This window comes from Desulfitobacterium sp., from assembly GCF_035539115.1.
Lineage (GTDB): Bacteria > Bacillota > Desulfitobacteriia > Desulfitobacteriales > Desulfitobacteriaceae > Desulfitobacterium_A.
Map to the genome: position 1 here is coordinate 1 of NZ_DATLJA010000055.1, position 21239 is coordinate 21239.

Annotated in this window: 25 protein-coding genes and 1 riboswitch; of the genes, 20 read left to right on the forward strand and 5 right to left on the reverse strand. The window is 41.2% G+C overall.

Features of this window, described 5'->3' with window-relative positions; translation table 11 throughout:
- Positions 1-15 precede the first annotated feature (15 nt).
- A complete protein-coding gene (locus tag VM640_RS10000) occupies positions 16-1458 on the reverse strand; it encodes an IS4 family transposase (protein WP_325391771.1) in 1443 nt (480 codons plus the stop codon).
- Between the two features lie 956 nt (positions 1459-2414).
- Here VM640_RS10000 and VM640_RS10005 point away from each other — a divergent pair.
- From VM640_RS10005 to VM640_RS10025, 5 genes are all read left to right on the forward strand, one after another.
- Positions 2415-2681: a hypothetical protein gene (locus tag VM640_RS10005; protein WP_325391773.1), complete on the forward strand. Its 267-nt coding sequence runs from the start codon at positions 2415-2417 to the stop codon at positions 2679-2681.
- A 9-nt stretch (positions 2682-2690) separates the two neighbouring features.
- On the forward strand, positions 2691-2864 hold the full coding sequence (locus VM640_RS10010; protein WP_325391775.1) for a hypothetical protein: 174 nt from the start codon (positions 2691-2693) through the stop codon (positions 2862-2864).
- Between the two features lie 154 nt (positions 2865-3018).
- Positions 3019-3885, forward strand: coding sequence for a hypothetical protein (locus tag VM640_RS10015; RefSeq protein WP_325391777.1), 867 nt, complete (start codon positions 3019-3021; stop codon positions 3883-3885).
- A gap of 496 nt (positions 3886-4381) precedes the next feature.
- Positions 4382-4642, forward strand: coding sequence for a hypothetical protein (locus VM640_RS10020; RefSeq protein ID WP_325391779.1), 261 nt, complete (start codon positions 4382-4384; stop codon positions 4640-4642).
- 276 nt (positions 4643-4918) lie between these two features.
- Complete coding sequence (locus tag VM640_RS10025) at positions 4919-5533, forward strand: hypothetical protein (protein ID WP_325391781.1); 615 nt, start codon at positions 4919-4921, stop codon at positions 5531-5533.
- A gap of 508 nt (positions 5534-6041) precedes the next feature.
- On the opposite strand, the gene VM640_RS10030 is transcribed toward VM640_RS10025, so the two are convergent.
- Both VM640_RS10030 and VM640_RS10035 read right to left on the reverse strand, forming a co-directional pair.
- Positions 6042-6422 carry a DUF2513 domain-containing protein gene (locus VM640_RS10030; protein ID WP_325391783.1) on the reverse strand — a complete coding sequence of 127 codons (381 nt, stop codon included), beginning with the start codon at positions 6420-6422 and terminating at the stop codon, positions 6042-6044.
- A 209-nt stretch (positions 6423-6631) separates the two neighbouring features.
- Positions 6632-7198, reverse strand: coding sequence for a type II toxin-antitoxin system PemK/MazF family toxin (locus VM640_RS10035; protein WP_325391785.1), 567 nt, complete (start codon positions 7196-7198; stop codon positions 6632-6634).
- A 105-nt stretch (positions 7199-7303) separates the two neighbouring features.
- On the opposite strand from VM640_RS10035, the gene VM640_RS10040 reads away from it, so the two are divergent.
- Entirely contained in the window at positions 7304-7441 is a 138-nt protein-coding gene (locus VM640_RS10040; protein ID WP_325391787.1) for a zinc ribbon-containing protein, read from the forward strand.
- Here the strand turns inward: VM640_RS10040 and VM640_RS10045 are convergent.
- Positions 7431-7769, reverse strand: coding sequence for a hypothetical protein (locus VM640_RS10045; RefSeq protein ID WP_325391789.1), 339 nt, complete (start codon positions 7767-7769; stop codon positions 7431-7433). The genes VM640_RS10040 and VM640_RS10045 overlap by 11 nt on opposite strands.
- Before the next feature lie 163 nt (positions 7770-7932).
- On the opposite strand from VM640_RS10045, the gene VM640_RS10050 reads away from it, so the two are divergent.
- The 9 genes from VM640_RS10050 to purB all read left to right on the forward strand — a co-directional run bounded on the left by VM640_RS10050 (position 7933) and on the right by purB (position 15306).
- Positions 7933-8820, forward strand: coding sequence for a hypothetical protein (locus VM640_RS10050; RefSeq protein WP_325391791.1), 888 nt, complete (start codon positions 7933-7935; stop codon positions 8818-8820).
- Between the two features lie 659 nt (positions 8821-9479).
- The gene (locus VM640_RS10055) at positions 9480-9617 is read left to right on the forward strand and encodes a hypothetical protein (RefSeq protein WP_325391793.1); all 138 of its coding nucleotides are present in this window, start codon (positions 9480-9482) and stop codon (positions 9615-9617) included.
- Positions 9618-9654: 37 nt separating this feature from the next.
- A complete protein-coding gene (locus VM640_RS10060; protein ID WP_325391842.1) occupies positions 9655-9918 on the forward strand; it encodes a formate dehydrogenase accessory sulfurtransferase FdhD in 264 nt (87 codons plus the stop codon).
- 110 nt (positions 9919-10028) lie between these two features.
- The gene (locus tag VM640_RS10065) at positions 10029-10151 is read left to right on the forward strand and encodes an aldehyde ferredoxin oxidoreductase N-terminal domain-containing protein (RefSeq protein WP_325391795.1); all 123 of its coding nucleotides are present in this window, start codon (positions 10029-10031) and stop codon (positions 10149-10151) included.
- Positions 10138-10731, forward strand: coding sequence for an aldehyde ferredoxin oxidoreductase C-terminal domain-containing protein (locus VM640_RS10070; protein ID WP_325391797.1), 594 nt, complete (start codon positions 10138-10140; stop codon positions 10729-10731). The genes VM640_RS10065 and VM640_RS10070 overlap by 14 nt, the downstream gene beginning before the upstream one ends.
- Positions 10732-10820: 89 nt before the next feature.
- Positions 10821-11603 carry a 2-oxo acid dehydrogenase subunit E2 gene (locus tag VM640_RS10075; protein WP_325391799.1) on the forward strand — a complete coding sequence of 261 codons (783 nt, stop codon included), beginning with the start codon at positions 10821-10823 and terminating at the stop codon, positions 11601-11603.
- Positions 11604-11635: 32 nt separating this feature from the next.
- Positions 11636-13012, forward strand: a complete 1377-nt coding sequence (locus tag VM640_RS10080) for an ATP-binding protein (RefSeq protein WP_325391801.1) — start codon at positions 11636-11638, stop codon at positions 13010-13012.
- A gap of 168 nt (positions 13013-13180) precedes the next feature.
- Positions 13181-13282, forward strand: a riboswitch (purine riboswitch).
- Positions 13283-13457: 175 nt separating this feature from the next.
- Complete coding sequence (purE, locus tag VM640_RS10085) at positions 13458-13946, forward strand: 5-(carboxyamino)imidazole ribonucleotide mutase (RefSeq protein ID WP_325391803.1); 489 nt, start codon at positions 13458-13460, stop codon at positions 13944-13946.
- Between the two features lie 64 nt (positions 13947-14010).
- Positions 14011-15306 (forward strand): adenylosuccinate lyase, encoded by a 1296-nt coding sequence (gene purB, locus VM640_RS10090; protein ID WP_325391805.1) that lies wholly within the window; start codon positions 14011-14013, stop codon positions 15304-15306.
- 46 nt (positions 15307-15352) lie between these two features.
- Here purB and VM640_RS10095 read toward each other — a convergent pair whose 3' ends face one another.
- Positions 15353-15562 carry a hypothetical protein gene (locus VM640_RS10095; protein ID WP_325391807.1) on the reverse strand — a complete coding sequence of 70 codons (210 nt, stop codon included), beginning with the start codon at positions 15560-15562 and terminating at the stop codon, positions 15353-15355.
- Positions 15563-15804: 242 nt separating this feature from the next.
- Here VM640_RS10095 and purC point away from each other — a divergent pair, with 242 nt between their 5' ends.
- The 5 genes from purC to purH are packed head-to-tail and all read left to right on the forward strand — an operon-like array spanning position 15805 to position 21176.
- Positions 15805-16518 carry a phosphoribosylaminoimidazolesuccinocarboxamide synthase gene (gene purC, locus VM640_RS10100; RefSeq protein WP_325391809.1) on the forward strand — a complete coding sequence of 238 codons (714 nt, stop codon included), beginning with the start codon at positions 15805-15807 and terminating at the stop codon, positions 16516-16518.
- A gap of 58 nt (positions 16519-16576) precedes the next feature.
- Positions 16577-17983, forward strand: coding sequence for an amidophosphoribosyltransferase (purF, locus tag VM640_RS10105; protein ID WP_325391810.1), 1407 nt, complete (start codon positions 16577-16579; stop codon positions 17981-17983).
- Positions 17984-18013: 30 nt separating this feature from the next.
- On the forward strand, positions 18014-19030 hold the full coding sequence (gene purM, locus VM640_RS10110) for a phosphoribosylformylglycinamidine cyclo-ligase (protein WP_325391812.1): 1017 nt from the start codon (positions 18014-18016) through the stop codon (positions 19028-19030).
- Positions 19027-19623, forward strand: a complete 597-nt coding sequence (gene purN, locus VM640_RS10115) for a phosphoribosylglycinamide formyltransferase (RefSeq protein WP_325391814.1) — start codon at positions 19027-19029, stop codon at positions 19621-19623. The genes purM and purN overlap by 4 nt, the downstream gene beginning before the upstream one ends.
- Positions 19620-21176, forward strand: coding sequence for a bifunctional phosphoribosylaminoimidazolecarboxamide formyltransferase/IMP cyclohydrolase (gene purH, locus VM640_RS10120; protein WP_325391816.1), 1557 nt, complete (start codon positions 19620-19622; stop codon positions 21174-21176). Before purN ends, purH begins: the two co-directional genes overlap by 4 nt.
- Positions 21177-21239: the final 63 nt, after the last annotated feature.

The window sequence follows — 21239 nt, forward strand, 5'->3', positions numbered from 1 at the left end:
TTTCACAATTGACGTTTAGCCAGCTCTTTCAACGTCTTTGAGTTGATTATGTAAGAATGAGTTCTCGAAAAGTTCTTTTAAGTACCGATATTCCTCGGAATTCTTAAATTCCAAAATGTCCACAAAACCGGACTTGGCGATACCATTGATCACCACTTGCAGCAATTCCTCGAATATCTCCCATAATCGCTCAGCTAGATTTTTTTCGATCAATTCGTCTTTAATTTCGGCAAATAGCCCGTCTAAGGACTCATAAGCGTTCACCCGGCGGAAATAAGCCAGAAGGATATAAAGAAGATAACAGGTTGTTACATGGGCAATCTGAGCATCGAAATCCCTCGATTGACAGGTCCCCAATTTCAAATACTGCTTAGCTTCCTTAAAAAATACTTCTATAGTCCAACGTATACAGTAAATCTCCATCATACTCAATAACCCAAGAGATGTATCGGTCGAGAGAAACAGCCGCCATCTTTTTTGATAGGGAAAACGGCAAAAATACAGCTTGACCTTTCCTATTCCTTCGTAATCGACAATGACTTCGAAGTACCGAGTATTCCGCTTGCGGCAGCGTTTTTCTTTCCCCTCACTCTTCAAGACTGTAAGCAATTGCTTCGCATCAAGGAAATTCCCTTTGTAGGTGTATTTCCGCAGGTCTTTTCGAACCCCACAAATGATATGCATCGGTTCTTTACCCAGCCCACGAACCGCTTGAATGAACTCGTGGCTACTGAACCAACTGTCCACAAGTACATATTTAGCCCGGAATCCCTGTTTGACAGCCCGTTTCAGCATATTGAGACCGTTCGTAATTTTACTGACATGACATTCCCTGATCCGTTTCACCCCAGAAGATTGGGGATTCCGCTCTTTCTTATACTGCTCTTTACGGTGTCTCGCTTTCTTCAACGGCTTTTCTGCATGTAAACTGAAATCCAATGGATTAAAACTTTTTCCGTCGAAGAAACCAAGAGTTAAATTCTTGAAGCCCAGTTTATTGCCTTGACGCCCCGCGACATGGTCATACACCCAGGAAATTTGTTCGATTCTCCGGCCTGTCTTGGATTCGGTTGTATCGTCTATAACAAAGGCTGAGTTGTCTGCAATATCTTTTTTAGGATTGACCAATTGTTGAAATTGTTTAGCAAACGCCAGTAACAACGCTCTCCAGGGCATCTTCTCATTATTCTTTAGGCGGTAGATCGCATCCTTTTTCATCGCAGTGACCTTTTGAAATTCACTCTTGTAGAAAGCATTGACACTCCTCAGCAGCATTAAGGGAAAAGTTAGTAAGAGCGTAATAATTTCAGAAGCACTGTAACCCTCTTGCTTCTGAAAGCCCACCTTACGACAAAGTTTTTTGAGCTTGAAGGTTTTCATAACATCAAATATAATATTGTTAATTGAATAACCATGATTTTTGAGGACGTTTTCGATTTCATTGATAGATTTCCGCATGTTAACACCTCGTTTTTGGTTGATTTGGCTTGACACTTAATTATACCAAAAACCCAGTGTTCATGCGGATTTTATTGTTTTTACCACTCTCTTTTATGCTAAAATTTTGGCTATTTTACTGGGTGCGAAACTTCAGGTGAATATTACGGGATTCCAGAGCCACCTAATCTCCTGAAATAGAACCACTTAATCTCTTACATAGAGCCATTAAGTTGATGGTGGGAGCCAACTGAGTATTTCGATTAAATGATTCCATCAATACTTTATACTTAAGGCCAGTCAAACGGAGAAAATAGGTCTATTTTTACGGGTACAAGTCCAAGAACCTAAAACACAATATCTATAATAGGGTGTGCGCAGTATTAGAAATGACCCCATGCAGTAGTCGGGGTTGTGGGCAGTGTGGGCAAGTCAACCCCAAAGAATTCCATGATTAGACTTGTCCAAGGCCTGGGGTAAAGCTCTTTCAAGCTTGACCTCATAGGGCTTTTCCCCAGGCTGGCACTGTCCACAACCCTAACAAACGAGGTGGTAATACTTACACAGTGGCTCTCTATACCGGATTCTCTTTTGAAACCCAATGGCTCTCGTCCTCGGATTACATGGTCCTGCGAATCGGATTCACTGGCTCAAAGCCATCAGAATACTCAATAGTGAATATTACGATTCGATTTTATTAACTATGGATGATTTAATACACGAGTTAGTTGGAGAACGTTAAGACCTTACTATTACAGTAGGGGCCTTTTATTTTTTTCTATATAGTTACAGGTTTCCCCTTACTTCGTGGTAAAGTTGTGAAATAATTAGACAACTAAAGAAAAATATTGACACATTATTATTTGTTAGGAAGTATTTTAATAATGTTGGGGAATTGCTTTGTAGTTATTGTGTCTATAATACGAAGTTGAGATTCACTTATATTAGACAAATAAAGGTTAAAGGGAGTTTGTAGTATGAAATACAATGATGATTACATTGACGGAAGACTTGTATCTCCTCTTGTTGTCAAAGAAGATTATACGTTAATGGGTGAGCACAATGGAACTATCCATGTTGAATCGGGAAAATTTACCTTGTTAGGAACACTTAAAGGCACTCTTGATATTCAAGCGGGTGTAATCGCTGAAATAGTAGGTAAACAAAAGGGTACTGTTTCTGTAGATGTTGGTGGTTGTGTAACTGTTCAAGGTGTTATAGAGGGAACGACTTCCTTAGCGTGAGGTAGTAAGTTGGTAATTGAAGAAACAGGAAAACTTGCTGGAACACTAAATAATAATGGGAAAGTGATTTTAAGAGGTGTTTTCGGTGGTGCGCGATCTGGCAATGGCGAATTTATCGTCGAAGGTAATGGCTACATTAAACAACCTGTTGTAAGGGATGGCGTCTCCTATTATCAATGGTAATTGGTAGGAATGATAAGGTTATAGATAAATCTTTCGAAAAGTTTGCTGGTCATTGATGTGATTTTATTACAGTCTCTTAGAAATAATAATTGAAGAATTAATACACGGCAAAGCCGCTGCTATCAGATAACCTAAGAAAGGGTTGTATATTGGAATGGAAGAAGGAGAATGGGCAAACCCGGAAAACTTTTTTGGGGTCTTCCGCTGCACTACCGAAAAATATGCTGAGACTTTTTTAAGCAAAGGCGAAATTAAATTTAATACGCCAGATTCTTGGGTTAAATGTGCTTTTGAAAAAGGGGAGGGTCGAGGAGACAAATTAGAAGGAACAATAGCAACATTTCATATGCTAGACATTGAGCACGCAAAAGAATTGAATGAAAAATATAAGCATTACTCTGATTTGATGCGTGTTCCAATTGGCCAACGTGTTTACTTAAAAAGAGCTCGAGATATGGGATTACCATGTTTTTGCTTTTATATACTGAAGGAAAATATGTTTAAATGTCCAAACAAAGAAGGAAAACATAAGTTAACAGCAACGGTACCAGCATCATACTTTAGAGATTTTATGGACAATTTGGAGCCTCGTGAAGTAGAAAAATTAGATCAAAAGGATAGGCCTGCAGTTATTTTTGTTCAAGAATATAAGGAGTTTGAACATAGAATCGTCATGGCACTTATGGCACTTATGGCACTTATGGCACTTATGGCGCTTGGATTAAAAAGAGAAGAAATAATTATTACACCGGTTCAATATTTTGATTATGAAAAATTTGGTCAGTCTAGTTGGTGGGACTTTGGTCAGAAGTCGCCTATGGAATTAGGAATTAAAGACAAACGATTTGAATCACAGAGCGAAGCAAGGATTATCATTAATACCGATGATATAAGAATTAGAAGGATTCTAGAGAAACCGATTGAAATTGGCTCATTAAAAGATATTGCTTCCGTAAGTAATATTTATCTTCATGGAGGGATGTCAATAGAATTAACTGCAGAAATAAAATTATTAGATTAATGGATTGTCTATGTTAGATTAAGTATCTTACTACTATCTATATACCAGTTAGGCTAATAATGGGAAGTTCAAACAAACCTAGGTTATAGTACAGAAAGTAGGATAATGGGAAGCTGAAATTAAATGTGAAGGAAAGAATTGTTCACCAAGGTTACAGCATATGACATGACCTGTTTTTTTTGAAAGGGGGTACGGAGAAAATTCTTTATGTCTACAAGGAATAGACAATGACAGAAATGATATAAATGGAGTGCTTAGAAAATGAACGTAAAACGGAGCTACAAAGAGTTCGGCTATTTCACTTGAAACATAGTTTTTTTGCGGTCGGGTAGACACCTTAACCACGCGTCAGTAGGCTAAATGCCTGAAAATGGCGTTTATGCTTCGGGTTAATTTGTCATAGTGTTAATTATAGGATTCAAAAAGGGAAAGTTATGCTAATTGGCGAAGATATATAAAATATTTACAAATTGTTAAAGAAAGGAGGCTATTTCCAATGAGGCATGGTAAAATTTTAGTTTCTCTATCCCTTGCATTTGTTCTTCTTTTTGGAATGACCAGTGTTGCCGAAGCACGTGGCTCATCGCGTGTAAACCATGTAACCCGCGTGTCCCATACATCTAAGTATGTTAACCCGAACCACGGGCCAACGCACATAATTACTGGTTATACTAAAAAGGCCGGGACTAAAGTGGCTCCTTACAAACGAACATATCCAAATCACACGAAGAAAGATAATTTACGCTATCACAAGTAATATTTCTAGAGCAACCTACAAAAAATCAAGGTTGCTCTTTCTTTGTATAGATAAACGTCACGTCACCAGCTCAACCTTAATCTAGGCAGTTTCGGTGCTGGTAATACCCTTGTTATAGTACGCAGAAGGAGAACCAGGCAACTGGTATCCCCTTAAGGCTAAATGTAGATAGATTTTTTTTAGAATCTTAGCTTTCAGCTTCCTTAATTATCCAGAGGTTTTTAAACGTTTTTATTGAACTATTAACCATCAAAATTTTTGGGAGGCTTCAAAAAGATGGTAAAATCTAAAAAGGCAATATCGGTCTTAGTAATCATAGGAATTGGTCTATTATTACTTAGTGGATGTGGAACAAACCAAGCTCAAACACAAGCCCAAACTCAAGATAATAGTAAAAGTGGATCGACTGATCAACTTCCATCTCTGGATAGTTTAGTAAAGTATGAACCGGGTGTAACAAAGAAATTAAGTGACGATGAAATCATAGCGGCCCGCGACACCGTACAAAAAGAAATTGAAGCTGAATATAATGTGGACTATAAAACGATGCCTGATAAACCTACTTTTTTAACTTACCTTACCGATGGAGCACAACAACAGGTAATGGCAACCTACCCAGCTGGGTTAAAAAAGATGAAGGATAGTCAAGCCATGAATAGAACAACCAAGGTGACTATCGGGCATGTAACTGTAACATCGGATAATTCAATGACAATCTTATCAGAATTTCTAGTTTCTATTCAAACAAAAAATGGTAACAGTTTACACGATTATCATGGTCAATATTTTATGAAAAAAGTCAACGAAAAATGGTTAATTGATAACCAAACATTAACTGAATCTAAGCCAGATAATCAAGGACAAAAAGCACAAAACAGCCAATCCAAATGATTATGAAAAGAGACTCCTTCTTAGATTACAAGCCGCTCCGTTTTGAGGTTCAAAAAGTTATATTTTTATAAAAAATTAATATAGTTTTTGGGGCCAAACAAGACTTAAAAAATCACTCAATCTTGAGTGATTTTTTAAGTCAATTTGAACAAATTAAGTAGAACAAAAAGTCATTTTAGAAAAGGTAACCACCAATTCTATAGGAAAATATGGTGACCTGATTTTAAAAACAACTTATAATTTACTTTATCGGATATACATAATGAAAGCATGTAGCATAAATAACATCGTTATCTATGTATGGATAACCCACAACATAATCCTCTACGCGTATACTTGACCGTTCATGGTTAATACTTTTTATGAAATTCATACTCCTTCATTTCTCTTAATTTGGCTATATCTTTTCTCATTTTTTCGTTAGCCTCTTCTTCAGCCCATCGACCTGTTACTTATCTCCATAAATTAAAATAGGAGGGACTTTGCCCTCCAGTTTGTTTTTAACTTATTAAATCATTCCCTTGATTGCTCCTTGTATCATTCCATCTACTACAGATGTAGCTATTTCTTTTACTGCATCTAAAATAAATGGAATTCCTTTATCCTTCATAACTTGTTTCGTTTTATTCCAAATCTTATCTTCACGAATCTTATCTAAAAATTCATGCCCTTCCCACGTTAAAGAACCTACTCCAAAACTATATAACTCATCATCGGCATAAAATCCACTATAATCACTAATTAACCCAGCTTCATATAGAATTTTACAATGATAAGTAACAGTTTTGAGATCATATTCTTCAACTTTCAAATTGTATAATGCTACATCTATATATTGCTTTTCTATTTCAATTAAGATCTTACGAATTAACTCCATATCTCTTTTCATATTAACAATCACCCCTTTTACCTTTAACGTTCGGCAAAGGGAAAAATGTTCCTGCTGGAACGAGAAAAGACCCCTCGTTTTGAGGAGTCTTTAAAGGATAAAGGGAGCCCACTCGTGACTCCCATTTTTGAATAAAAGTATAATCTGCCCACTCGTGACAAATCTTTTTGTAGTTAATTAATATCATGTATTAAGTTATCTGTCAATATCTATTGATCATTTTCTTTTTTAGTATTGACTAATTCGTCTATTTGGCGTAGTAGGTTATCTCTTTGCTCAATAAGTTTCCCAATATAAATATCTTTATCTTTTATAACATTTTCTAATTTTACAATATTTTTATGAATATCTATGGATTTTGCTAAAGCTATATCAACTTGCTTCATTTCCGATATTGGTAGGGTGGTGACAAAATCACCAAGTCTAGCTTTGCTTACTGTAACAATATTACCCAATAAAACATTCCCATCTAGAAGTATACTACCATCTGGATTATATTGAGTACTTATTGGAACAACTACGTCTAAAGTTGATGTAGTATGTGTTATCGGTGCAACTATTGTATTAGGAGAATTCATATTTCCGTCAAATCCTTGGAGAATAACACAGGGGCGTATTTTCTCTTCCTCACTCCCAATGCCTCTACCTAAATAGCAATGATAAACGTTGCCTCGCTTAACTTTTCGTTTTGCGGCACTATTTGCCTGATTATCTAGAAATATTTTTGTTTTTAACCAATCTAAATAAAGCTGAACCCTATCAAGTCTGACGTCCAATTTTACTATCTCCTCCAATCTATCAAACAATTTCGACAGAATAGAGGAGAATCCTTCATGAAGTGGAAAATATTATATATTCCATGTTGGAAGGAGGTGTAATATATGACTTATACAACAGGAGAAAAACCAGGTAAGGGAACATATACATGTAAGAATTGTGGAACAACCGTCACATTAGATGATTCTACCGACACTTTACCACCATGCCCTAAATGCAGTAAAACAGAATTTACGAAATAGGTTTTGACTTAATGAATTGACCAATTTCTTCGTCTGAGTAACCAAACATTTTACCTAAAATCCAATGATCGTAAACTGTTTCTGGCTCATTGGGCGAACTTTTTAAAACTTCAAGCAAATAATCATGCTTGTAAATATAGATAGTTGACCAACCTTCATATAGGAATTCAGAGTAGGATTTAAGATTATTTCGATTTTCAACTATTTGTTTTGCATTATCAATATATCTATTTTGCAAAGACATCATTGCTACTGGTTTGCAACCTGTGTTAACCATGTAACAGTAAGTGTTTAATTCACCAAGGATAATGCCATCTATTTCACACACTTATATCTTTCCGACGAAGCACCAGTTTCCCAAGTATTTCTTATAAGGTGGATACTTCGCCTAACAGCGAATCTCCAAAACTTTGCTTGATGCATGTGTTATGACGCTTCGGAGATTCGCGGACGTTATATGCCATAATGATATGGAAGGATGTAGTCGTGATATGTTCGATTTAGGGAAGGTATTAGAAGATCTAAATATAACGCGCGAATATATGGCTGTTAAGCTAGGGGTTTCGCGTGATTATCTTGATAATATAATCGAATCGAATAAAGAGAATATTCAGGTGGAGTTATATGGGAAGTTCATTCAGATTGAAAGTAATGAGCAATTACTCCCAGAACTTCTTCAGTTTTACCAGGAATTTTCTGAGAACTTTTCGGAATTGGAAAGTTTCTTAAGGGAGGCTCTTTACTATGAAGATACTAACATCCCACGAAGAATGGTTAACATAGTTGAGTGGCTTGTTACCCTTGCTGATGACATTGAACAGATAAGAAAGGGTAAGGATGGGCTGAAGATTTTCTTTCTAGTAGTGTGCATTGAATCATTATACAAGCTAGCTAATCCAGAAGAAAAACAAAGTAAAATGAGTGTGGTAATAGATTTTTTCGAAAACATAATATGTCGAGAAGATAGGGAATTTATTCTTAGAAATGTAAAGCGAAGCCTTGCTGACAAACGATTCAATATTTTCAGGGAAGAAAATGAGTCTTATGAGGACTATGAACATAGAATTGCCGAGGAAATTGACGGTAGTTTCAATACAGAGATTGATATTCAAACATTTGCCAAGATTATCAATGAAGTAAGAAATATGTTTGTTCATGAAGGCAATTTTTGGGAGTTCCATTTTCCTGATGGAGATGGTATTTCATTAATTAATAGTTTAGTTTTTGCGGAAACTTATCAAGAGTTCAAGCTTAAACAGAAGAACGAGAGAATTTATGAGATTAATTTGACTTATAGAGACTTTCGTAGGATTTGCGTTAAAGGGTATATTCGGTACATATGCAACTTTTTGGCGTCACTTAAAAATCAAAAGTTATAGTTGTATATGGGGCATCGTTACGGCGCATAATAATAGATTTTCGCAAGGGTGCCAGATGTGGAAAGTTTCGGGAAGGTTCAGGCACCACATCCCTCCGCCTAAGATAAGTGCTATTTAAGGCGGGGCGACGTCGGAAATCGAAACGTTATTTGCCATGCCGCCGGGTGTTATGAAAAGCTAATAATGTTATATGAATCCAATTTGACTCCAATATTTTTATGTGTCAAAAGAAAATGGAACAAAACTAATAATAGGAATAATAATTTTGTTCTAAGATACCCTAAAACACAGATGAGAAGGCATATAGAATTGAGTGGGAATAAAGGAAGTCATGTAACGCCTGGGGTTTAAGGATTTTAGCTTAGATAGTTTGAAAAGTGGTGGTTTGATTTCCGTGATGTTTTACGGAAACCAAAACCACTTTTTTTTGGCCACTTTGTTAATAATTATACAAGAAGCCAATCTTCAAGGTTCACTTAAAAAGGTATTTCTTGTACTTTGTGCTATGAATTGACACAATTCCTTAAGCCTGTTTATAATAAAGACAAAGTATAGAAATTGTGGATGAAGCCTCTGTCTAAATCTGACATGCGGTATTGGCTGTATAATGATTCTGCACAGAGGTGTTTGCGTTGTATTAGGTAAGAGGAGTGGAAAGATTGGAAGAGGAATTATTAGATGGAACGGCAGGTCTTACAACAGGGATCAAAACTCAAAAATACGTGGATGGTCAATGGCAGGAGGTTACTATTTCCGTACCCCAAGAGAGGCCTCTAACGATTAATATCAATGGTTAGGAGTTTGTAACGATCCTCTGTACACCCAATAAACTGAATTTTTTTAGGGGAATGCGCGTTCCGCAAAATCTCGCTAAAGGATAAGATTTTGATTACCACGGGTAGAATTTCTTCAGAAATGCTAAGGAAAGCTGTAAAAATGCAGATTACGATCGTAGCCTCACTTACTTCACCGACTGAAAGAGCGATATCGTTGGCACGAGATTTAGATGTCACCCTTGTCGGCTATGTCCGGGGCAACCATCTTACGGTATATTCCAAGGACGAACGACTAAAGAGCGGAATCAATGAGATGTCGTAATAGGTGTCAGCAAGGGTTGTGGAATAAGGGGGTAGACCAATGGGTGGATATGTGGGAAAATTCTAAGGATTAATCTAACAGAGAAAAGAACCCAAACTGAAGCACTCGACATGGAACTTGCGAAAAAATACTTAAGTGGACGTGGTCTGGCTGGGAAAATGTTTATCGATGAAGTGCCAGCCAATGTCGATGCGTTATCCCCAGAGGATAAAATGTTTATTGCCAAGCACTAAATCGGAAGATAAAACCGTTCGGGTCTTTACTTCAAACTGTGGTATCCAAGATCATGACGTGATTTATCAAGCGATGGATCTCTGCGACAATTACGGACTAGACACGATCGCTGTAGGCAAGACTATCGCGACGGGTATGAAATTATGCCAACAGGGCTTCATCAAACCCGATGACTTAGAGGGGGTTCCGTTAGAGTTTGGCAATGCTAATGGATTACTGGAGTGGGTTCGTAAGATTGCCTATGGTGAAGGACTAGGGGCAATAATGGCTTTGGGATCCAAGCACTTAGCAGATACTTTTGGCGCTGTGAAACTTTCGATGACTGCAAAAAAGGAAAAACGTTCTGCTTCTAACGCTGGAGGTAGTCACGATCAAGACTCAGAGCTAACGACCGTTATTGACTCTGCCGGGCTGTGTCTCTTTTCTTCTTCAGCCCTTGAATTATCCGATTATACTGAGCTCGTTAACGCCGTGACTGGCTTTAATTATACGGATGAAGAAATGCTTACCTGTGGAGAGAGAATTTTGAATAATGAACAGCTCTATAACTCGCGTGGAGAAAATAGGTATGCTCTGTAGAAGAAGGAATCGAGGAGATAACAATGAGTCGAAGTGACGGGAGACAACTGAAATCGATAAGTCCATTTGTGAAGATAATCCCTCACATCATGACCAGGCGTAGCGATGCACAGCTTTTTAGCAAGCAGACCTTTGTCACAGACAGCATAGACGCCTATATCAAAAAGAAGCTGGAGCAGGGCGTCAAGCTTACCTACATGCACCTGTTCATTGCAATATATGTACGCCTCCTTGCCCAGAGGCCTCAGCTTAACCGCTTCGTCATGAACAACCGGCTCTATGCGAGAAATGGCATTTATATCTCCATGGCTGTCAAACGATCGCTCAACGACGAAGGTGAAGAGACGACCGTTAAATTTGTCTTTACGGGGCGAGAAGATATTTTCGAAGTGAATAACATCGTCAACTACGTTATTGCTGAAAGCACGCCGGCTGGTACAGTGAACGCGGTGGATAAGCTTGCTGACATAATCATGTCATTACCTAATGGACTGGTTAAGCTACTCGTCGGGGCCCTGAAAGGGATGGATAGGCACAATATACTGCCGCGTGCGATTATCAAAGCCAGCCCATTTCATACTACGCTGTTCTTTACCTATCTTAAGTCTATCAATCTTGACTTTATCTACCACCACCTCTATGATTTTGGTACTACTGGTATTTTTGTCGCGCTAGGCAAGATCAAGAATATGCCGATAGTTGAGCACGATGCCGTGGTTGTCAAAAAATGCTGCGAGATTGGTTACGTCTTAGACGAACGAATTTGTGACGGACTGTATTTCTCTAATTCCTTCAAACTCGTCAAAAAGTATCTAGAGAACCCGTATCTCTTGGAGAAAGGTTTAGAAGAGATTGCGGAGGACGTGAATTAAAGGGCGAATAATTTGTTTTAAGGAGTATCTAAATGACTTTAGATATAGACGAAAATTTATTGAAAAAGTACGAAGAAATGGCTTGGGACAGATTAAATATTATTAATTGCAGACGTGTTAATATCGTTTCAATAATTTTGACTTTGTGTACTCCAATATTCCTATTTGTTGATTTTCTCAATAAAGAAAGAGGGCTTTGGACGATTACTCCAGGGTATGTTTTACTTTTCAGCAATCATTTGTTGCTTGAATTTGTTGCTTTGTTTTTTACTGTGATTTATTTTGAATTCAAAACAGAATTGAATACGCGTAAATATCTTTCGCTATTTTATGTGTATAGCTTTCTTTTGTTCTTGATAAATCTGTGTGCTTTTATGTCAGGCTGGACTGATCAGTTCATTCATGCTGAAATCAGTATTTACATTATGGGGTGCCTCGTTATCGCTGTATTTTTCTATCAAAAACCAAAATACTCAATTCTTATGTACTTGCAGTCCTATGTTGTCTTTATGATTTATGTAACGACGACGCAAAAGGACAATAACCTTCTCCAAGGGCATTATATCAATGGAACATTGGTCGTCATTTTAGCGAGCTTCCTTTCGATTATCCTTTCTAGGATGATGCAAAGGGATTCAATTTACAAACATAATCTCGAGGATATAGTTGAAGAACGGACAGCAAAGTTAAAGAAATCACTAGAAACCGTGGAAAGGCTAGATCGCTTAAATCTAATTGATAAAATGGCTGCTACGGTTGGGCATGAAATCCGAAATCCGCTAACGTCCATCAAAGGCTTTCTTCAATTGATGATGCACAAACAACATGATCCCGTTGATCTTGAATATTTTAACATCATGATTAGTGAAGTAGACAGAGCGAACTCAATAATAACGGAGTTTTTATCCATTAGTCGAAATAAAGCAACGATTTTGAAGTGGAGAAATATCAAGGATGTTTTAACTTCTATCTTGCCGCTTATTCGGGCAGACACGACATATAGAAATATGCAGTTATCAACTGATTTTAGAGAAGTCCCAGATATTTTACTTAATGAACAGGAAATCACTCAATTAGTTTTGAATCTTACTCGAAATGGAATAGAAGCCATGTCAGAGGGTGGTTGCTTAACCTTAAAAATATATCAAGACCATGACGAAGTAATTCTGATTGTGGCGGATGAAGGTCCAGGAATAGGGCAAGAGGTAATAGATAAACTAGGCACGCCCTTCTTCACAACTAAGGAAACGGGAACAGGTCTGGGATTGGTTGTTTGCAATAGTATTGCTGAAAGACATAATGCCGTGCTACAGATTAAATCGAATTCTAAAGGGTCATCTTTTGAAGTGCATTTTAAGAATCTTCGAAAAAAGAATAATTTATTTGAGGGTTATGGCATCATGAACTGAAACCGGAAACTTGGACAGTAAAATAACTATGCCGACCGTTTAAATGGTTTGGGTCATCCCTGTCAACAATTTACATAATCGAACGTTAAATCAATATAAGTACTAAATGTTCGATAAATTCATTGACCTTTAGCAAATTGTAAGATAGAATAAACTCAAGTTCGTTGAACATCCTAATTTCATAGCGTTCATATAATCGCGGAGATATGGTCTGCAAGTTTCTACCGGGCTGCCGTAAATGGCCTGACTATGAGCGAAAGTGCGCCTAGGGCAGAAAGATACCTGACCTAGCGGCGCAGAACCCTGATCAGGGGTTACACCGAAGGGATAAAAGCCCAGGCGGATAATTTCACTCACTCTTTTTTGAAAAGAATTTTCAAAATCTATGTGAAATTATGAGCCTGGGTTTTTCTTTTTTATCTTAAATGTTAAAGGAGTTGATGGTATGAACTCGGTTGGTGTTGTTATGGGCAGTGATTCTGATTTTAATGTTCTTGAGGCGACAATTAAAGTTCTTAAGGAATTTGAAGTTCCATTTGAGGTTAAAGTTTCCTCAGCTCACCGAACATTAGAGAGAACGTTGAACTGGGTGAATGAATTTGAAGCGCAAGGAGGACAGGTTCTGATTGCAGCAGCCGGAATGGCAGCTCATTTGGCTGGGGTTGTAGCAGCAGCTACAACGTTGCCTGTCATCGGACTGCCTATTAAAAGTGGTGCTCTCAACGGGGTTGATGCCTTATATGCGATCGTGCAAATGCCCCCCGGAATACCTGTAGCGACCGTCGGGATTGATGCTGGGAAAAACGCTGGACTGCTCGCCATTCAGATTTTGGCATTAACAGATCCTCGCTTAAAAGAAGCGCTTAAAGCGTATCGCCAAAAGATGGCCGCAGAAATTGAAACCAAAGATCAGGCGATTCAAGCGAGAATTTAAAACGCGTGAAAGTTCAGCTTTAGGGTAATGATAAAGGAAACTGGAAAAAGAAGGGGCTTTAGAAGTGATTGAACGCTATACACTCCCGGAAATGGGCAAAATTTGGACAGACCAGCATCGTTTAGAACTCTGGCAGAAAATCGAAATCGCGGCTTGTGAAGGTTGGGCTGAATTGGGGAGGATCCCGAGGGAAGCTGTTCAGGTTATTCGTGAAAAGGCATCTTTTTCCTGGGAAAGAGTTCAGGAAATTGAAGAAGTAACCCATCACGATGTGCTTGCATTTTTGACGAATATGGCTGAGAACATCGGAGATGAAGCGAAGTACGTTCATCTTGGGCTGACTTCTTCGGATGTTTTAGATACTGCACTTTCGCTGCAATTGGTCGAAGCAAGCGACATTTTGCTGGCTAAAATGGACAAGCTCGAGGCCGTTCTTGGGCAGCGGGCGCTGGAACATAAGGATACTTTGATGATGGGACGAACACATGGAATTCATGCTGAACCGATCACCATGGGACTTAAATTTGCGCTATGGTTTGAAGAAATTAAACGCCAAAAGAAACGTCTGGAATTCGCTCGTGAGGAGATCCGAGTGGGTAAAATCTCGGGGGCAGTCGGGACGTTTGCAAACGTTGAACCGGAAGTTGAAGAATGGGTGTGTAAATCACTCGGCTTGAATCCGGCACCGATATCCACGCAAATTTTACAACGGGATCGGCACGCCTTTTATATGACCACCTTAGCTGGAATTGCCGCTACCCTTGATAAAATCGCCACTGAAATCCGGAACTTACAGAGGACTGATGTGCATGAGGTCGAAGAGCCCTTTGCTAAAGGACAAAAAGGATCTTCGGCGATGCCCCATAAGAAAAATCCGATCACGGCAGAACGCATCTGTGGTTTGGCCCGGGTCATCCGCGGAAATGCGCAGACGGCTTTAGAAAATGTCGCCCTTTGGCATGAACGGGATATCTCCCACTCTTCAGCTGAACGGATAATTCTTCCCGATAGCACGATTGCTCTCGATTATATGCTCCAGAAGATGACGAAGTTGATTGAAGGGTTACGCGTTTTCCCAGAGCAAATGCAAGCCAATATTGATAAAGCCGTCGGACTTATTTTCTCCCAACGGGTTATGCTCTCTCTGATCGAAAAGGGAATGAGCAGGGAAACGGCTTATGCATGGGTACAGCGCAATGCTTTAGAAGCGTGGGAAACCAAAGAACCATTTAAAAATTTGGTATCAAATGATCCAGAGATCGGGAAATATCTGACGGAAGAGGAAATTGCGAACTTGTTTGATTACTCTTATCACACGAAACATGTGGATACGATTTTTAAACGCGTCGGGCTCCTCTAAAAAATAAGTCCGGGTTGTTTCGGAGGTTCTTGCAAGCAGAGTTACGTTACAGACGCTCGGACGTACGCTCGCAGACCAAGCTACGGGCATAACTGCTTAATTGCAAGTTGCGGTATACCTTCCCAATTCGCCATCCTTGGCTCACGGTCGGCGAGTCACGACCTGTCGCCGTTGAGCTAACTTTCTGAACAGGCGGCTTGGGCGAAACCCGATCCTGCGCCGGTAAGCAATTTTCTGAGGCATGCGGCTTGGCCAAAAATCTCCACTGGAGAATTTTGTCACCGGAGGCTTTCGTGTGTGACTCGTCCTGCTAAAGTAGGCGCAGTTCTACCCAAGCTCGGTAACTGCTCGCGTAGAGTCTTCGCTTACTGTATTCGTAACTTGCTTAGAAGAATACCCTGGGATTGCCCTGATAGCTACACGACCCAAACTCTTTTAAATAAGCTCAATGTGAACTCTAATAAATTAAACTCTAATTTTGAAGGGAGAATAATAACGATGGAAAAAAGAGAAATGTTATATGAGGGAAAAGCCAAGAAAGTTTTTGTTACTGATCAAGAGCAGTATTATATTGTCGACTATAAAGACGACGCGACCGCCCTTAACGGGAAGAAAAAAGGTCAAATTGAGGATAAAGGAATTATCAATAACAAACTTTCAGCCTTGTTATTTAAAGAATTAGAAAAGGTTGGTATACTCACTCACTTTGTTGAGCTTCTCAGCGATCGGGAGATGCTGGTCAAGAAACTCAAGATGCTGCCTTTGGAAGTTGTTGTTCGTAACATCGCTGCCGGGAGTTTAGCTAAACGCTTGGGAGTGGAGGAAGGATTCGTCTTATCTCGCCCCGTCGTTGAGCTTTATTATAAAGATGATTCGTTAGGCGATCCGTTTGTCAATGAATCACACGCCCTGGCGATGGGCTGGGCGACTTCTGAGGAATTAAAGGAAGTGCAAACCTTCGGTCTCAAAATCAATGAAGTGTTGCAAAGAATCATGGACCAAGCTGGAATTTTGGTGGTGGACTTCAAACTTGAATTTGGACTTGCGGACGGGAAAGTTATCCTTGGTGATGAGATTTCTCCAGATACCTGCCGCTTTTGGGATAAGGAAACTAAGGAGAAGTTGGATAAAGATCGCTTCCGTCGTGATCTGGGTAAGGTGGAAGAAGCGTATATCGAAGTTTATCGCCGCGTGAACGAGATTTTGGGTTAGACCTAAGGAGAATTACTGAGATTATTGGCAGAGGGTAACAATCGAAGGAGGAAAAGTCGTGCGGGAACCTGGAGATGATAAACCGAAGGAAGAATGTGGGGTTTTCGGGATTTATGCGCCGGAATTGGAAGTAGCCCGTCTCACTTATTATGCACTCTATGCGTTACAGCACCGGGGACAGGAAAGTGCTGGAATTGCAGTGTCTGATGGCCGTAAAATCGATGGGCATAAAGGCATGGGACTCGTATCTGAAGTTTTCTCGGTGCCCCAGATCGAAAAGCTGAAAGGGAAAATGGCAATCGGACATGTCCGCTATTCGACGACGGGTTCGAGTCTACTCGCCAATGCGCAACCCTTAGTAGTCCATTATCAACAGGGAATGATGGCCTTAGCGCATAATGGGAATTTGACCAATGCACTTGAACTACGCGAAGAGCTGGGTAAGGATGGCGTTGTTTTTCAGACGACCATCGATAGTGAAGTTATCGTTAAATTAATTGCCCGGTATCGGCGCGGAAATTTAGAGGATGCCATCATCAAAACCATGCTTGACCTGCAGGGAGCGTATGCATTAGTGATCATCGCGGAAAATAAACTGATCGGGGTGCGGGATCCGTACGGGCTGAGACCCCTTTGTATAGGAAAGGTGGCTGGTCGGTATTGCCTCGCTTCAGAAAGTTGTGCCCTCGATACGATTGGGGCAGAATTAGTTAGGGATGTCGAACCGGGTGAAATCATTACGATTGATGAAGAGGGCTTACATGCTCGCCAAGGGCTTCCCGCGCAAAAGTGTGTAGGGTGTGCTTTTGAATATATCTATTTTGCTCGACCAGATAGCACAATCGATCAGATCAATGTCACAGAAAGCCGGAGACGGATGGGCATTGAATTGGCGAAAGAGTACCCTGTCGATGCGGATATCGTGATTCCAGTTCCGGATTCGGGGATGGCGGCAGCCCTCGGATATTCTCAAGAATCAGGGATTCCCTTTGAACAGGGACTCTTGAAGAATCGTTATGTGGGGCGGACCTTCATTCAACCGACTCAGGAGATGCGCGAAATCGCCGTTCGCCTGAAATTAAATGCGAATTCTCGGGTTTTGCAAGGAAAAAAAGTGGTTATGATTGACGACTCGATTGTCCGAGGAACGACCAGTTCAAGGCTGGTCGAAATGGTCCGCAAAGCGGGCGCTAAGGAAGTCCATCTTTTGATCAGTTCGCCACCGGTTCTTTATCCCTGTTATTATGGAATCGACACGGCTGAACGGGAGAAACTGATTGCCGCTCAACTCGATAATGAAGGGATTAGGAAGTTTATCGGGGCGGATTCTTTGCATTACCTATCCTCTGAGGGGCTGATTCGTGCTCTCGATGGGAGTTCGGTTTGCCTAGCATGTTTTGATGGAGATTATCCAGCCTCCGTTCCTTCCGAGAGGGGCGGCAAGCTCAATTTAGAAGTCTATTAATTGATTTAAATCTTCGAGGAGGGAAATGGAATGGGTTATACCTACCGCGATTCCGGGGTAGATATTGAGGCAGGCAGCGCTGCTGTAGAGTTGATGAAACCTGCCGTAAAACGAACGATGCGCCCGGAGGTTTTAGGGGGCTTAGGCGGGTTTGGCGGGCTGTTTGCCCTTGATCTTAAGAAATTTGCTGATCCTGTACTGGTTTCCGGAACCGATGGCGTCGGCACAAAGTTAAGGCTCGCCTTTCAGATGGATCAACATGACACGATTGGCCAGGATGCCGTAGCCATGTGTGTCAATGATATCTTGGTACAAGGAGCAGAACCCCTCTTTTTCCTCGATTATCTGGCCGTTGGCAAACTTAATCCAGAGCGTGTTGCCAGTATCGTTACCGGGGTTGCTAAAGGGTGTGAACTGGCAGGCTGTGCTTTAATCGGTGGCGAAACGGCAGAAATGCCAGGATTTTACCCGGAAGATGAGTATGATGTAGCTGGGTTTTCCGTGGGCGCGGTCAACCGCGAAGACCTGATCGATGGTTCCAAAATTCGAAAAGGGGATGTCTTAATCGGACTGCCTTCCTCCGGCTTTCATAGTAACGGTTACTCCCTTGTCCGTAAGGTTTTTGCTCCGTACACGATGGACACGATTTTTCCGGAACTTGGTGAACCGTTGGGAGAGGCCCTTCTACGTCCTACCCGGATTTATGTCAAAACTGTTTTACAATTGATAGCAAAGGGACAGATTCTCGGCATGGCCCACATCACCGGGGGCGGACTAACAGAGAATATTCCTCGAGTTTTACCAGACGGACTCGGGTTACGGATTTCGACATCATCATGGGAAGTTCCCGCCCTGTTTACGCTTCTCCAACGTTTGGGCGGAATTGAAGCTGCGGAAATGTATCGGACGTTTAATATGGGAATTGGCTTCGTTCTGATCATTCATCCCAACGAGGTTAAATCCGTCCAAGACCAACTTCAGAGTTTGGGTGAAACATGTTATGTCATTGGGGAAGTAACGCGTGGAAAAGGGGTCGAGTACGCGTGAGAATCGGAGTTTTGGCTTCAGGCCGAGGAAGTAATTTGCAATCTTTAATCGAAGCTTGGCAAGAGGGAAAAATCCCGGCTGAGATCGTAGCCGTCGGTTCAGATCACGCTGAGGCCCAAGCCTTGACGAGAGCAGAAAAGGCAGATATCCCTCACCACGCATTCCCGTTAAAGGATTATTCCTCACGGATAGAGCAAGAACAGGCAATCCTTACTTGGTTAAAAGAAAGTCGGATCGAACTCTTAGTCCTCGCAGGATTTATGCGAGTGCTGAGCCCCGACTTCTTAAAAGCACTTAATTGTCCCGTCTTAAATATTCATCCGGCCCTTTTACCCTCTTTTCCAGGTCTTCATGCCCAACGGCAAGCCCTGGAGTATGGGGTGAAAGTTTCAGGGTGTACCGTTCACTTTGTGGATGAAGGCTTAGATAGTGGTCCGATTATCTTGCAGGAAGCAGTTCCGGTCGAACCAGGAGATACGGAAGAGATCTTGACCGAAAGAATTCTGAAGGTTGAACATAAACTCTATCCAGAAGCGGTGCGATTGGTGATAAATAAGTTAATCGAGGAAAGAAACGGGGGAAAGAGAGAATGAAACGCGCGGTAATCAGTGTTTCTAATAAAACAGGAATTGTCGAATTAGGAAAAGGCTTAACTGGGCTCGGTTTTGAGATCATTTCAACCGGTGGTACGTTTAAGACCTTGAAAGAGGCCGGTGTCCCAGTACGGTACGTGACCGAATTGACTGGATTCCCGGAGATCCTCGATGGGCGGGTGAAAACACTTCATCCGATGATTCATGCCGGAATCTTAGCCCGTGATACGGCCGAGCATCGCCAGCAATTAGAAGAGAACGGAATTGGCTTCATTGATTTGGTAGTCGTGAACCTTTATCCTTTCCAGGAAACGGTGGCTCGACCCGATGTGACCTTCGAGGATGCTATTGAAAATATTGATATTGGCGGGCCAACGATGGTTCGTGCTGCAGCTAAAAACCAGGAGCGGGTAGCTATTGTGGTTAACCCGAAGCATTATCCGAAAATCCTTGAAAGCTTACAAAAGGACGGAGAGATTTCCTATGCCCTGCGCAAACGGCTAGCAGCCGAAGCTTTTGCCCATACGGCAGATTACGACCGGGCGATTGCTGATTACCTGGAAAGGCAACAATCTCAAGAAAACGGCACGAACAGTGTTTTCCCGCAAACTTTGCGTCTCACGGCGGAGAAAGCCCAGGATCTGCGTTATGGCGAGAATCCTCAACAAAACGCTGCTTTTTATCGTAACTTGAATTCGGCGGGAACCTTAGCTGGCGGCTTACAGCTTCAGGGCAAAGAACTTTCTTATAACAATTGGGTGGACATGGATGCGGCTTGGTCTTTGGTGCATGAGTTCAAGGAGCCGGCTTGTATCATTATTAAACACTCGAATCCCTGTGGGGCCGCACTTGGGAAAACCCCGCTTGAAGCGTATGAACGAGCTCTGGAAGCGGATCCAATGTCTGCTTTCGGAGGAATTATGGCCTTTAATCGAGTGGTCGATGCTGAATGTGCCCGAATCATTCACGAACGCTTTTATGAGGTTATCTTGGCTCCAGAATTTAGTCCAGAGGCACGGGAAAACTTCCAGGACAAAAAGAATCTTCGTTTAGTCGTGATCGGACGAGATAAAGGTGCGCAAGCTGCTCCCGGAAGAGGTTGGAAAATACGTACGATCCAAGGCGGATTTCTTGTTCAGGAAGAGGATCGAGGGACTACACCGACCTCGGAATGGGAAGTCGTCACCGAGCAAAAGCCCACAGCTGAGGATTTGCGCGAGCTGGAATTTGCCTGGCAAGTCGTCAAACATGTGAAGTCAAATGCAATTGTCCTGAGCAAAAATGGACAAACCCTCGGGGTTGGAGCTGGGCAAATGAATCGGGTAGGGTCGGTGAAAATATCTTTAGAACAAGCTGGAGATAAAGCCCAAGGAGCCTATCTTGCTTCAGATGCGTTTTTCCCGTTCCCTGATTCTTTAGAGGAGGCAGCTCGAGCCGGCGTACGTGCCGTCGTTCAACCGGGAGGCTCGATTAAAGATCCTGAGGTGCTCGAGGCCGCCAATCGGTTGAACTTGATCATGGTATTTACGCATCGGAGACATTTCCTACATTAATAAGTAGCTTTTCGCGCATCCGTTCACTTAGTAGCTTCGGGGCTACTCATTGGTATTTGAGGG

Bases quoted from the DNA above. Each gene is read 5' to 3' on its own strand.
- VM640_RS10050 (WP_325391791.1), top strand. From the start codon at position 7,933: ATGTTCGATTTAGGGAAGGTATTAGAAGATCTAAATATAACGCGCGAA.
- purE (WP_325391803.1), top strand. From the start codon at position 13,458: ATGAACTCGGTTGGTGTTGTTATGGGCAGTGATTCTGATTTTAATGTT.
- VM640_RS10040 (WP_325391787.1), top strand. From the start codon at position 7,304: ATGACTTATACAACAGGAGAAAAACCAGGTAAGGGAACATATACATGT.
- VM640_RS10065 (WP_325391795.1), top strand. From the start codon at position 10,029: ATGGAACTTGCGAAAAAATACTTAAGTGGACGTGGTCTGGCTGGGAAA.
- VM640_RS10080 (WP_325391801.1), top strand. From the start codon at position 11,636: ATGACTTTAGATATAGACGAAAATTTATTGAAAAAGTACGAAGAAATG.
- VM640_RS10075 (WP_325391799.1), top strand. From the start codon at position 10,821: ATGACCAGGCGTAGCGATGCACAGCTTTTTAGCAAGCAGACCTTTGTC.
- VM640_RS10025 (WP_325391781.1), top strand. From the start codon at position 4,919: ATGGTAAAATCTAAAAAGGCAATATCGGTCTTAGTAATCATAGGAATT.
- VM640_RS10030 (WP_325391783.1), bottom strand. From the start codon at position 6,422: ATGAAAAGAGATATGGAGTTAATTCGTAAGATCTTAATTGAAATAGAA.
- purC (WP_325391809.1), top strand. From the start codon at position 15,805: ATGGAAAAAAGAGAAATGTTATATGAGGGAAAAGCCAAGAAAGTTTTT.
- VM640_RS10020 (WP_325391779.1), top strand. From the start codon at position 4,382: ATGAGGCATGGTAAAATTTTAGTTTCTCTATCCCTTGCATTTGTTCTT.
- VM640_RS10005 (WP_325391773.1), top strand. From the start codon at position 2,415: ATGAAATACAATGATGATTACATTGACGGAAGACTTGTATCTCCTCTT.
- VM640_RS10000 (WP_325391771.1), bottom strand. From the start codon at position 1,458: ATGCGGAAATCTATCAATGAAATCGAAAACGTCCTCAAAAATCATGGT.
- VM640_RS10015 (WP_325391777.1), top strand. From the start codon at position 3,019: ATGGAAGAAGGAGAATGGGCAAACCCGGAAAACTTTTTTGGGGTCTTC.
- purH (WP_325391816.1), top strand. From the start codon at position 19,620: ATGAAACGCGCGGTAATCAGTGTTTCTAATAAAACAGGAATTGTCGAA.
- purM (WP_325391812.1), top strand. From the start codon at position 18,014: ATGGGTTATACCTACCGCGATTCCGGGGTAGATATTGAGGCAGGCAGC.